Genomic DNA, 11,865 nt, shown 5'->3' with positions numbered 1-11,865 from the left:
AGGCGGTCGAAGCGGCCGGCCGCGCCCCCGTGGCCGGCCTCCATGTTGATGCGCAGGAGAACCGGGCCGCCCCCGGTCATGGTGGCGCGCAGGCGCGCCACCCACTTGGCCGGCTCCCAGTAGGTCACGCGCGGGTCGGTGAGGCCGCCGAGCGCCAGAATCGCCGGATAGGCCTGCGGGCGGACGTTATCGTAGGGCGAGTAGGCCAGGATGGTCTCGAAGGCAGCGAGGCTCTCGCGCGGGTTGCCCCATTCGGGCCATTCCGGGGGAGTGAGCGGCAAGCTGCCGTCGAGCATGGTGTTCATCACGTCGACGAAGGGCACGTCGGCCACGATGGCGGCGAACAGCTCCGGCGCGAGGTTGGCGACCGCGCCCATCAGCATGCCGCCGGCCGAGCCGCCATGGGCCACGATGCGGCCTTGCGCGGTGTAGTTCGCCGCGATCAAGGCCCGGCCGCAGGCGACGAAGTCCGTGAAGGTGTTGGGCTTCTTCTCCCGCTTGCCGTCGAGGTACCAGCCCCAGCCCTTCTCGGTCCCGCCGCGCACGTGGGCGATGGCGTAGACGAAGCCGCGATCGACGAGTGACAGCAAGTTGGTGCGGAAGGCCGCCGGCATCAACGTGCCGTAGGAGCCGTAGCCGTAGAGGAGCAGCGGCGCCGTCCCGTCGAGGGGGGTGTCGCGCCGGTGCAGCAGCGAGATCGGCACGCTCGCGCCGTCGGGCGCGGTCGCGAACAGGCGGCGGGTGACGTAGTCGGCCGGTTCGTGGCCGCTCGGCACGGTCTGGCGCTTGCGCAACTGCCGGGCGCGGGTGGCGCAATCGTAGTCGTAGGTCTCGGCCGGCGTGGTCATCGACGAGTAGGTGAAGCGGATCACCGCCGTCTCGAACTCGTGGCCGGGCTGGAGGCCGAGGGAGTAGGCCTCCTCGGCGAAGGCGACGATGTGCTCGCTGCCCTGCTTGTCGCGCACCACGATGCGGGGGCGCGCCTCCTCGATCTCGAGGCGCACCATGTGGTCGGCGATGACGTGCTGGTGGCGGATCATCACGCCCGGGCGGTGCGGAACGACGTCGGTCCAGTTCTCGCGGCCCGGCGCCGCGATCCGCGCCGTGACGATCTTGAAGTCCTCGGCGCCGTCCGCGTTCGTGAGGATGAAGAGGTGGCTCGCCCAGTTCTCCACCGAGTAGATCAGCAGGGGCTGGCGCGGCTGCACCACGGTCAGGGCCGCGTCGGGCGCCCGGCGGTCGAGGAGGTGGACCTCCGAGGTCTCGTGGTCGCTGGCGGTGACGACGAGGTAATCGCCCGACTGGGTCTCCTCGATATGCACGAAGAAGCCGGAATCGGCCTCCTCGTACACGAGGGTGTCGGCCGCCTGCGACGTGCCGAGGACGTGGCGCATCACGCGGGCGGGGCGGTGGTTCTCGTCCACCGCGACGTAGAAGAACGCGCGGCTGTCGGCGCTCCAGACGGCCTCGCCGGTGGTGGCCTCGATCCGGTCCACCGCCTCCGTGCCGGAGTCCAGATCCTTGCCGGAATCGAAATCCTTACCGGAATCGAAATCCTTGCCGGTCTCGAGGTCGCGCACCCGGATGGTGTGCAGTTCCGAGCCCTTGGTGTCGGCGCTCCAGGCGAGCAGGCGGTGATCGTCGGAATGCACCGCCGCCGCGATCTCGAAGAAGGCGAGGCCCGCCCCCTCGTGGTCGCCGTCCAGCAGGATGACCTCGCCCGCCTCGGGGCCGCCGTCGGCGGCGGTCTCGGCGCCCTGGCCGGGGATGACCACGATCGTGCGCGGGCGCCGGCAGACGAGCGGGTGCTGCCCGCCCTCGCGGTGGCGGGTGTAGTAGGCGAAGGGACCGTCGGGCTCGGGAACGCTGCTGTCGTCCTCCCGGATGCGGGCCCGCATCTCGGCCACCAGCGCCTTGCGCAAGGACTCGGTGCCGGCGAGCGCCGTCTCCGAATAGGCGTTCTCCGCCTCCAGATAGGCCCGGATGTCCCCCGGCAGGGCGGCGGGGTCCTTGAGCACGTCCCGCCAGTTCTCGGCCTTCAGCCAGGCGTAGTCGTCGCGCAGCACGTGGCCGTGGACCGTGTCGGTGTGGGGGCGCACCTCCGCGATCGGGGCGGCCGCCGAAACGCTGATCGAAGTCGAGGGGGACGTCATCGCGAAAAATCCTGGAAACATTGCGGGAGGACGATGTCGAGTCGGGTCTTGATCTGCGGCGATGCCGGTTCGCGCAGGTTTCGTGCGATCGAATGCTGGCCGGCGGAGCGCCTCATCAAGCCATGTCCCTGGGATTTCACCCGTCTCCGGTCAGGGGCGATCCCCCGCCGGCCCGTGCCGCCGAAGGTCTCATCCGCGCCATGTGCCCGCTGCCCCGGCCGCAGGCAAGCGGGGCGAACGGGGCGGCGTCGCGGAAGCGTGTCCGGGCTGCGGCAATCTGCCGGGGTCGCGCGGCGCTGCCGGTGCCTCCCGGCAAGACCAGGATGAACGGGCAAGACGCAGCCTTGAAATATTGTTCGTTCTAGTTGTTCAAGATTACCGGGACTGCTGTGAACCGTCTTGCGACATCATCGCGAATATCCTACCTAGATAATGTGGCGGGCGAAGTCGCTGCGTACCGTACTGCGTTGTGAGTGACGGGAGAAAACAGGGGATTCGATCCCTGCGCCAGGCACCGGCCAATGTGAAAACGTTCGGGGTGCTCTGATGCCTGTCCGCGCGTCGCTTTAAGGAGAGTTCTTCCAGTTATGAACGACATCGTACAATCTGCCGATTATGTGGAACTCACCGTCGACATCGTGTCGGCCTACGTGAGCAACAACCCGGTCCCCCCCGGCGAGCTGGCCCAGCTGATCACCCGGATCCACACCGCCCTGACCCAGGTCGGCAGTGGCCAGGTCGAGACCAAGGCCTCCAGCGCACCCCTGCAGCCGGCGATTTCCGTCAAGAAGTCCATCACGGCGGATCACATCGTCTGTCTCGAGGACGGCCGCACCTTCAAGTCGCTCAAGCGCCACCTGCGGGCGAAGTACGACATGAGCCCCGAGCAGTACCGCGCCAAGTGGGGCCTGCCGGCCGACTATCCGATGGTCGCCCCGAACTACGCCAAGGCCCGTTCCGATCTCGCCAAGGCGATCGGCCTCGGCCAGACTCGCACCGGCAATTACGACGAAGCGGCCTGAACGGCCGATCCGTCTTCAAACCGGTTTCGGGCGGCGTCCCTCTGGGCCTGCTCGGAACCGGCTGACGGGCGCGACACGTCAAGTCTTGATCTAGGATATTTTTCCCTTACCATCGTTGCGCGGCACCCCGATGCCGCCGGTATGTGTAATGGAACAAATCATGAACATTGTTCGGTCCCCCGCCACTTCCGCCGCCCCGATTCCCGCCGCACGGCGCCCTCGGGCCGTGCCCGGCGCCGCCTCCCTCGGCCGGGACGCCACCCGCCTCCTCGCCGCGCTGGCCGGCGAGGGTGCCTACGCGATCACGGACCCGGCCGAGCCCGCCGGCTGGATCGTGCGCGAGGGCGGACGCGGCGTCTCCCTCGGCGGCGGCCGCTTCGCGCCGGCGGCGGGGCGGGAGCTGCTCGCCACCGATCTCGCGGAGCAGGCGGGCGGGCGCCGGGCCCGCCTGACGATCAGCCCGGCGGGGCGCGCCCGCCTGCGCCGGGAGCGGGCCGGGGCGCACAGCCCCTTCCTCGCCCAGCACCTCGACCTCGTGGGCGATGCGCCGGAGCCGGACCGGCCGCAGCGCGACGCGTCCGAAAGTCCCCTCGCCTGGATGGCCCGGCGGCGCGACCGCGACGGTGCCCCGCTCATCGACGCGGCCTGCTTCGAGGCGGGCGAGCGCCTGCGCCGCGACCTCACGGTGGCCTCGCTGATGCCCCGGATGGGCCAGGACTGGAGCGGCGTGTCCGTCGACGGCTCGGGCCCGCGCGACCCCGCGGCGGGCTCGGACGCGATGCTGGCCGCGCGCCAGCGCGTGCGGGCGGCGCTGACGGCCGTCGGCAACGACCTTTCGGGCCTCCTGATCGACCTCTGCGGCTTCCTGAAAGGGCTGGAGCGGATCGAGGCGGAGCGGCGCTGGCCGGCCCGCTCGGCCAAGGTGGTGGCCCGCATCGCCCTGGCGCGGCTGGCCGAGCATTACGGCCTGGAGCGGGAGGCCGTCGGTCCCGAGCGCGGCCGCCTGCGCCTGTGGCGGGCGGCGGACGGCGCGTGATACGATTTGCGGCTGAATCGTTCGGGTTCTGGCGCGGGTCCCCTCTCCTTCGGGAGGGGGACAGGGTGAGGTGTGTGACCTTTCCGGAGATGGACGACACCTCACCCCCACCTTCTCCCGAAGGAGAGGAAGCATGTCGCGCCCCGGCAGACCGAAGCCATCACCCGGGAAACGTATGGGGGGACACAAGCCCCGCGCCCCCCGCACCCATGCGGGCAGGCGCGCGGCCCCTCAAGCCGCCGAGCGGTGCTGCCGAGCGGTCCGTCAGGCCGCCAGGCGGGCGGCGTCCCGGTGGATGCGCTCGGCCATGGAGCGCACGCCGTTGGAGCGCTTGGAGGTGAGATGGGCGCCGAGGCCGATCTCCTTGAAGACCTTGAAGACGTCGACCTTGCCGATCTCCTCGGGCGTCTTCCCGTCGTGCAGGGCCATCACCAGGGCGATCAGCCCCTTGGTGATCACGGAATCGCTGGTGCCGCGCAGGTGGAGGCGGGGCGGCGCCTCGGCCGGGTCGAGGCGCGATTCCACCCAGACCTGGCTCTCGCAGCCATGGACCCGGTTCTCCTCGGTGAGCAGATCCTCGGGAAAGGGCGGCAGAGCCCGGCCGAGCTCGATCAGATACTCGTAGCGGTCGGGCCCCTCGTCGAGGATGCTGAAATTGTCGATGATCGTCGCGATGGGTGGGAGCATGATCGGCCGGCGGACTCGGTGCGCGTCTGGGGTTCCCCGCATATAGGATATGCGGGGCGCGTTGCGATCCTCAGGCGGGCGGCGGCACCAGAACCTCGGGCAGTTGCAGTTCCAGGGGCTGATCGATCGTGCCGATGCCGCGCACGGCGATCTCGGCCTGGGAGGCATAGGCCGCGATGAGGCGGGGCCCGAGATTGGGCACCTCCAGCTTGCTCGGCGCGCCCCCCTCCCCGGCCCCGGAGACGATGGTGAGCCGCACGGGCCCGCCCGCCCGCGCGTCGATCTGGATGTCGATGGCGCAGGCCACGGTCTCGGCCGTGGTGTCGAGGCATTCCGACACCACCTCGGCCACGATCATGCCGAGCGCGTTGGCGGTGCGCGGCTCGACGAGGCTGGTGCCGAGGCCGCCCACGGCGACGCCGATGCGGCCGGCCCGGCGCAGCTGCCCCAGGCCCGAAGCCAGGCGGTGCAGGTAGTCGCGCAGGTCGATCGAGGCGATGTGGGGCGCTTCGTGCAAGTGCTGCTGCACCAGCGCGATGGCGCGCACGCGCTGCCCCAGCGCCTCGAAGCTGCCCCGGCAGGGCGCCGGCGCGGCGCGGCCGTAGAGCCCGATCAGGCTAACCATGACCTGGAGGTTGTTGCGGACGCGGTGGTAGACCTCCGCCAGCAGCGCCTCCTTCTCGACCAGGGCGCGCTCGGAATGCTCCTCGGCGTGCTTGCGGTCGGTGATGTCGAAGCAGGTCCCGAGGAAGCCGACGAAGTCGCCGTTCTCGCGCAGGGGCTTGGCGGTGTCGAGGAGCCAGCGATAGGCCCCGTCGTGCCGGCGCAGGCGGAACTCGGACGTGAAGGGCTCCTGGGCCGCGAAGGCCTTGGCCACGATGGCGGCGTGCCGCTCGAGATCGTCCGGGTGCAGGCCGCGGCGCCAGCCGTGGCCGCTCTCCTCCTCGGGGGAGCGACCCGTGAAGGCGAGCCAGGTCTCGTTGTGATGGACGGCGGCGCCCTGCGTATCGGCGCGCCACATCATCAGGGGCACGAAATCGGCGAACCGCCGGAACTCCCCGCACCCCATCCCACTCACCGATGCCGCATCGGTCGACGGCGTGTCCGCGGCCATGATACTCCGATCCACCCGTTCCAAGCGCCAGCCCCGCCCCAGGGCTCGCGGCGGACAACGTGCCGGGGGTGGCCCCGTTCCGATCCTACGTTGTGAAGACGGTGCATACCCTCGATGGGGCGGGCGGGACGCCTCAGAGCATGGTCGGGAGGATGCGGTCGGGCGGCCGGTGCCCGTCCATGAAGGTCTTGATGTTGATGATGACCTTCTCGCCCATGTCGACGCGGCTCTCGTGGGTGGCCGAGCCCATGTGCGGCAGGAGCACGACCTTGCCGGCGCGGGCCAGCTTGACGAGGCGCGGGCTCACCGCCGGCTCCTGCTCGAACACGTCGAGGCCGGCGCCGGAGATGTCGCCCGCCTCGAGCAGGCGGGCGAGCGCGGTCTCGTCGATGACCTCGCCGCGGGCGGTGTTCACCACCACGGCCTCGGGCTTGAGGAGCTTCAGGCGGCGGGCCGAGAGCAGGTGGTAGGTGGCCGGCGTATGCGGGCAGTTCACCGACACGATGTCGACGCGGGCCAGCATCTGGTCGAGGGATTCCCAGTAGGTCGCGTCGAGGTCGCGCTCGATCTGGGCCGGCACCCGGCGGCGGTTGTGGTAGTGGATCGAGAGGCCGAACGCCTTGGCGCGGCGGGCCAGCGCCTGCCCGATGCGGCCCATGCCGACGATGCCGAGGCGCTTGCCGGTGATGCGGCGGCCGAGCATCCAGGTCGGCGACCAGCCCGTGGTCCAGGCGTCCTCGGGGATGATCCGGGCGCCCTCGGTGACGCGGCGGGCGACCGCCAGGATCAGCGCCATGGTCATGTCGGCGGTGTCCTCCGTGAGGACGCCGGGGGTGTTGGTGACGGTGATGCCGCGCTCCAGCGCCGCGGCCACGTCGATGTGATCGACGCCGTTGCCGAAATTGGCGATCAACCGCAGGTTGGGTCCGGCCTGGGCGAGCAGGCCCGAATCGATCTCGTCGGTCACGGTCGGCACGAGCACGTCCGCCTCGCGCATGGCCGCCATCAGTGCCTCGGACGACATCGGGGCGTCGTCGGCGTTGAGGCGGATCTCGAAGAGTTCGCGCATGCGCGCCTCGACGACCTCGGGCAGACGCCGCGTGACGACCACGAGCGGCTTGCGCTTCAACGACGACATGCACCCTCCCCGCGAGCTCTCGCCGCGATCGCGGCCCGCCGCGCCAGAATCCGGACCGGCCGGTTTCGGCTCGATGCCCGGGGCGCGGACGACACCGCAAGCTTACCGCGCGTTAACCACGCGCCCGTCAAGACAGTCGGAACGACCGGGCCGGCAGCCGGATGGCTTAGCGCGACCCCGAGGCCTTTCCGGCCCCAGGCCTTCTCGACCTCATGTGGCCTCTCTAGCAGAGAGGCCGCGGAACACAATGGATGCCAGGGTCCGCCGCCGCGCTTCGGGCGCGGTCCCCGGCCAGCGAAGGATACCGGACGATGCGCGCGCTTGCCCTGCTGCTGACCGCCCTTCTGGGCACCGTGCCCGCCCTGGCCGCCCCGGCGCCGAGCGCCGGGCCCGACGTCGCCCTAGGGCCGGTGACGAAGCTGCCGCTGCCGCGCTACGCCAGCCTGAAGACCGACCGGGTGAACCTGCGCGAGGGCCCCTCCAAGGACCACCGTACCCTCTGGGTGTTCCAGCGGGCGGGCCTCCCCATCGAGATCGTGGCCGAGTTCGAGACCTGGCGCCGCATCCGCGACTCGGAGGGCACCGAGGGCTGGGTGCTGCACTCGCTCCTCTCGGGCAGGCGGACCGCCATCGTCACCGCCCCCCGGGCGACCGACAAGGGCGCGGACAAGGTCGCGGTGCCGCTCTATGCCAAGGCCGACGAGGCGGCCGGCGAGGAGGCGCGCCTCCAGGCCGGCGTCATCGGCAGCGTCAAGGCCTGCACGGGCGCCTGGTGCCGGGTCGTCGTCTCCCTGCCGCAGAAGCGCGGCGACGTCGACGGCTACATCCGCCAGAACCGCCTCTGGGGCGTCTACCCGGACGAGAAGGTCGAGTAGCGCGGCCCCCGCCGGCCTCGGGACTGGTCCGCTCAGGACTGGCGCATGAAGGTGTCGGGCGTGCCCGTCCCGTCATGGACGAAGCGGATGTCGCGGGGCTCGCGCCGGGGCGTGTCGACGGAGAGGAAGACCATCGGCTCCTCCAGGATCTCCGGCACGGAATGGACCACGCCCCGCTTGAAGAACACCAGCTTGCCCGGGCCGACCTCCACGGGCGCCTCGTCGCCGAACTTCATCCGGCAGCGGCCCGAGAGGACGTAGAGATACTCGTCGCACGAGGCGTGGCTGTGCGGCGGCGTCGGGTGGTAGACCCGGAACACCCGGGCGCTCGCCGCCGGGTCGTCGGTGAAGCGATGGTCCGCCACCATGGTGTCCGAGGTCTCGGGCAGGCGCGCGGCGTGCTCCGCGACGTCGAACACGCCGTGCGCCGTCAGGCTGTCATCGCTCATCCTCGATCCTCGCTCCTCTCCGGGCCGGCCCGGACTTCAACCTGCCTCGCGAAACGCCCGACCGTCGACGGGTCTCGCCTCGCGCGGGCCGGCCCGGCGGGCGTTTCGTGAACGACCTTTAGCGCAGATCCGCGCCGGCCGCCTCCGGGCCGCAACCCTGACCCCGCCCCCTTCCGCGCCCCCTTCCGCGCCCGCGCTGCATTTCGGCGACAGGCCCGTCCTTATCCCGCCCGAGGCGGATTATGGCGCGGGCGGGTGCGTGTCGCGGTGCTGGGCGGTCAACGCAGTTCTACGTTGGAATAAGTAAAAAACATACGCCTTGCATGCGTATAATGAATCCTGTCAAGACATTACTCGGCCCGGGTAAGTTGATCACATCACGATCCTGCGAAGCCGCTGGTACGTTCCCACGAATGGTCTTGGCTGTGTCCTGCTTTATGTTGCCCCCTTCCTCCCGTCGCGTCGGTAACATCGTGCAGCGCGGACTGATGCTGACGCTTTTGTCCGGCGTCGCCTGGACCGGCAGCCCCTCGGGCCCCGTCCGAGCGCAGGAGGCCAGCCAGACGGTGACCCTCGACACCCTCTCGGTGGAGGGCACCGGCACCGGCCGCAACGCGGCCGGCAGCCAGCCCGGCGGCGCGGTCGGCCCGGTGCGCGGCTACGTGGCCACCGAGAGCCGGGTGGCCACCAAGACCGACACGCCGATCGTCGAGACCGCCCAGTCGATCTCGGTGGTCGGCCGCCAGCAGATCGAGGACCAGAACGCGCTCACCATCAACCAGGCCCTGCGCTACGCGCCGAGCGTCACCACCGAGCAGCGCGGCGGCTCGGGCGCGACGCGGCTGGAGCAGTTCTACATCCGGGGCTTCGTCGCCCCCCTCTTCCTCGACGGCCTCGCCTTGCCCAGCAACCGCGACGCCTTCCCCAGCGTCGACCCCTACCGCCTGGAGCGCGTCGACATCATCAAGGGCCCGGCCTCGGTGCTCTATGGGCAGTCGGGCCCCGGCGGCATCGTCAACCTCGTCTCCAAGATGCCGCGCTTCACGCAGCACGGCGAGATCTTCGTCCAGGGCGGCGGCTTCAACGAGGTGCGCGGCGGCTTCGACGTCGGCGGCCCGATCCCCGCCGAGGCGGGCCCCCTCGCGGATCAGTTCGCCTACCGGGTCATCGGCCTCGGCTGGAAGGGCGACGGCCCGGCTGTGACCACGCAGGTCGAGCGCGTCCTCATCAATCCGAGCGTCACCTGGCGCTCGTCGGCCGACACCACGCTCACCGTCATCGGCAATTACCAGCGCGATCCGTTCTCGGGCTTCTACGGGGGCTTTCCCGCCGTCGGCACGGTGTTCCCCCGCAACTTCGGCAACGGCTTCACCGGCCGCCTGCCGGTGGACTTCTACGACGGCGACCGCAACTTCGAGCGATCGGACCGGACGCAGGCCTCGATCAGCTACATCTTCGACCACAACGTCAACGAGTACCTGCATTTTCACTCGGCGGCGCGCTACCTGCGCACCGAGGGCGATTACCGCAGCGTCTACGGCGCCTTCAACGACACGACGGGCCCCTTCGCCAGCGGCCCGCTCATCGACCGCTCGCGCATCGCCACCCGGGTCGGCCTCGACGTCTACACCATCGACAACAACCTGACGGCCAGGTTCGACACCGGCATCTTCGCGCACACCGCGCTCGTCGGCGTCGATTACCGGAGCTTCGAGACCCGCACCCTGTCCTCGGACTTCCCGGCGGCACCCAGCCTCAACGTGCTGGCGCCCAACTACGCCATGACCATTCCGACGCCGCCCTTCACCACGGATTCGCGGATCACGTCGGAGCAGACCGGCGTGTACTTCCAGGATCAGGTGAAGTTCGACCGCCTCGTCCTGACGCTGGGCGGGCGCTACGACTGGGCCAGCACTTCGGGACCGACCCGCAGACTCTCGACGAACGTCGTGACGAACCAGGACGTGCCGTCGGAGGCCTTCACCGGCCGGGCGAGCCTGCTCTACCGCTTCGACAACGGGTTCGCGCCCTACGTCTCCTACAGCGAGGCCTTCGAGCCGATCACCGCGGGACGGATCTTCGACCCGAATTTCGGCTCGACCGGGCGCATCCCCGATCCGATCACCAGCGACCAGTTCGAGGCCGGCATCAAGTACCAGCCGCCCGGCACCGACATCCTGCTGACCGCCGCCGCCTTCGACATCCGCCGCTCGAACGCGACGAACCCCGATCCGGCGAACCCGGGCGGCGGCTTCGTGGTGCAGACCGGCGCGGTCGGCGTGCAGGGCCTGGAATTCGAGGCGCGGGCCAACCTCGCCGAGGGCCTGAACGTCATCGGCGGCGTCTCGTTCATCGACGCGCGCGTCGTCGGCGACATCACCAGGACGCTCGATCAGCTCACCAACCAGCAGGTGCCGCTGCTCGGGCGGACGCCGGTGCAGATCCCCGACACGACGGTCTCCCTGTTCGCCGATTACCGCTTCACCAGCGGGCCCCTGCTGGGCCTCGGCATCGGCGGCGGCGTGCGCTACCTCGGCACCTCCTGGGGGGACCCGGCCAACACCTTCAAGGTTCCCGAAAGCATCCTCGTGGACGCGGTGCTGTCCTACGACCTGAAGAACCTCGACGCGGCGCTCAACGGCTTCACCATGCAGGTCAACGCGCAGAACCTCCTCGACGAGCGCTATGTGACGGGCTGCTTCAGCTACTCGAATTGCTATTACGGCCTGCCCCGCACCGTCTACGCCACCCTGCGCTACCGCTGGTAAGCGCCGTCGCGCCACCACCATCTCCCGGAGGACGCGATGGGCACGACCTTCCGCCAGGCCATGGCCTGGCTCCACACCTGGTCCGGCCTCGTCGTCGGCTGGGTGCTGCTGGCGGTCTTCGTCACCGGCACGGCGAGCTACTACCGGGCCGACATTTCGCGCTGGATGCGGCCCGAGATCGGCCGGATCGCGCCGCTCTCGCCCGACGCCATGGCGCGGGCGGCCACCTTCGGCGTCGCGCATCTCCAGGAGCATGCGGGCGGGGCGCGGACCTGGTTCATCGGCCTGCCGCAGCCGGACAGCCCGGTCATCGACCTGTTCTGGCGCACCCGGCCCGGCACCCCGCCCGGGCAGGCCCGCCTCGACCCGGCGACCGGCGAACCGGCCGTGGTCCGCGACACGCGGGGCGGCGACTTCCTCTACCGCTTCCACTTCGAGCTCCACATGCCCCCGCTCTGGGGGCGCTGGATCGTGGGCGTCTGCGCCCTGGTCATGCTGGTGGCGCTGATCTCGGGCGTGATCACCCACCGGCGCATCTTCGCCGATTTCTTCACGCTGCGGCGGGACAAGGCGCCCCAGCGCGGCTGGCTCGACGCGCACAACGTCACCGGCGTGCTGGCGCT

At 70.3% G+C, this 11,865-nt stretch carries 10 protein-coding genes; 5 read left to right on the top strand and 5 right to left on the bottom strand.

Translation table 11 applies throughout. The features are described 5' to 3' along the window. The coding region (locus tag K2X24_RS14110; RefSeq protein ID WP_292499016.1) for a S9 family peptidase at positions 1-2,153 on the bottom strand (2,153 nt) is incomplete at its 3' end. Positions 2,154-2,740: 587 nt separating this feature from the next. On the opposite strand from K2X24_RS14110, the gene K2X24_RS14105 reads away from it, so the two are divergent. Both K2X24_RS14105 and K2X24_RS14100 read left to right on the top strand, forming a co-directional pair. Then, positions 2,741-3,175 carry a MucR family transcriptional regulator gene (locus K2X24_RS14105; protein WP_292499015.1) on the top strand — a complete coding sequence of 145 codons (435 nt, stop codon included), beginning with the start codon at positions 2,741-2,743 and terminating at the stop codon, positions 3,173-3,175. Positions 3,176-3,335: 160 nt separating this feature from the next. Next, a complete protein-coding gene (locus K2X24_RS14100; RefSeq protein WP_292499014.1) occupies positions 3,336-4,211 on the top strand; it encodes a DUF6456 domain-containing protein in 876 nt (291 codons plus the stop codon). A 264-nt stretch (positions 4,212-4,475) separates the two neighbouring features. On the opposite strand, the gene K2X24_RS14095 is transcribed toward K2X24_RS14100, so the two are convergent. The 3 genes from K2X24_RS14095 to K2X24_RS14085 all read right to left on the bottom strand — a co-directional run bounded on the left by K2X24_RS14095 (position 4,476) and on the right by K2X24_RS14085 (position 7,150). After that, entirely contained in the window at positions 4,476-4,898 is a 423-nt protein-coding gene (locus tag K2X24_RS14095; RefSeq protein ID WP_292499013.1) for a SufE family protein, read from the bottom strand. 70 nt (positions 4,899-4,968) lie between these two features. Then, positions 4,969-6,012 (bottom strand): sensor histidine kinase, encoded by a 1,044-nt coding sequence (locus tag K2X24_RS14090; protein WP_292499012.1) that lies wholly within the window; start codon positions 6,010-6,012, stop codon positions 4,969-4,971. Positions 6,013-6,145: 133 nt separating this feature from the next. After that, positions 6,146-7,150: a D-glycerate dehydrogenase gene (locus K2X24_RS14085; RefSeq protein ID WP_238281477.1), complete on the bottom strand. Its 1,005-nt coding sequence runs from the start codon at positions 7,148-7,150 to the stop codon at positions 6,146-6,148. A 311-nt stretch (positions 7,151-7,461) separates the two neighbouring features. Here K2X24_RS14085 and K2X24_RS14080 point away from each other — a divergent pair, with 311 nt between their 5' ends. Further along, positions 7,462-8,025, top strand: a complete 564-nt coding sequence (locus K2X24_RS14080; RefSeq protein ID WP_238281479.1) for an SH3 domain-containing protein — start codon at positions 7,462-7,464, stop codon at positions 8,023-8,025. A gap of 32 nt (positions 8,026-8,057) precedes the next feature. Here K2X24_RS14080 and K2X24_RS14075 read toward each other — a convergent pair whose 3' ends face one another. After that, complete coding sequence (locus tag K2X24_RS14075) at positions 8,058-8,474, bottom strand: cupin domain-containing protein (protein ID WP_292499011.1); 417 nt, start codon at positions 8,472-8,474, stop codon at positions 8,058-8,060. 488 nt (positions 8,475-8,962) lie between these two features. Here K2X24_RS14075 and K2X24_RS14070 point away from each other — a divergent pair, with 488 nt between their 5' ends. After that, positions 8,963-11,242, top strand: coding sequence for a TonB-dependent siderophore receptor (locus tag K2X24_RS14070; protein WP_292499010.1), 2,280 nt, complete (start codon positions 8,963-8,965; stop codon positions 11,240-11,242). Between the two features lie 36 nt (positions 11,243-11,278). Continuing rightward, positions 11,279-11,865: PepSY domain-containing protein (locus K2X24_RS14065; protein WP_292499009.1), on the top strand; the 587-nt coding region annotated here is incomplete at its 3' end.

Source organism: Methylobacterium sp. (assembly GCF_019750675.1).
GTDB lineage: Bacteria > Pseudomonadota > Alphaproteobacteria > Rhizobiales > Beijerinckiaceae > Methylobacterium.
Note: the sequence above shows the minus strand (reverse complement) of the source record. Positions and strands in the feature narration are given on the sequence as shown.

What these genes read in the sequence shown, in the direction of transcription:
- K2X24_RS14085 (WP_238281477.1), bottom strand. Translation starts at nt 7,150, where the DNA reads ATGTCGTCGTTGAAGCGCAAGCCGCTCGTGGTCGTCACGCGGCGTCTG.
- K2X24_RS14090 (WP_292499012.1), bottom strand. Translation starts at nt 6,012, where the DNA reads ATGGCCGCGGACACGCCGTCGACCGATGCGGCATCGGTGAGTGGGATG.
- K2X24_RS14100 (WP_292499014.1), top strand. Translation starts at nt 3,336, where the DNA reads ATGAACATTGTTCGGTCCCCCGCCACTTCCGCCGCCCCGATTCCCGCC.
- K2X24_RS14105 (WP_292499015.1), top strand. Translation starts at nt 2,741, where the DNA reads ATGAACGACATCGTACAATCTGCCGATTATGTGGAACTCACCGTCGAC.
- K2X24_RS14080 (WP_238281479.1), top strand. Translation starts at nt 7,462, where the DNA reads ATGCGCGCGCTTGCCCTGCTGCTGACCGCCCTTCTGGGCACCGTGCCC.
- K2X24_RS14075 (WP_292499011.1), bottom strand. Translation starts at nt 8,474, where the DNA reads ATGAGCGATGACAGCCTGACGGCGCACGGCGTGTTCGACGTCGCGGAG.
- K2X24_RS14070 (WP_292499010.1), top strand. Translation starts at nt 8,963, where the DNA reads ATGCTGACGCTTTTGTCCGGCGTCGCCTGGACCGGCAGCCCCTCGGGC.
- K2X24_RS14095 (WP_292499013.1), bottom strand. Translation starts at nt 4,898, where the DNA reads ATGCTCCCACCCATCGCGACGATCATCGACAATTTCAGCATCCTCGAC.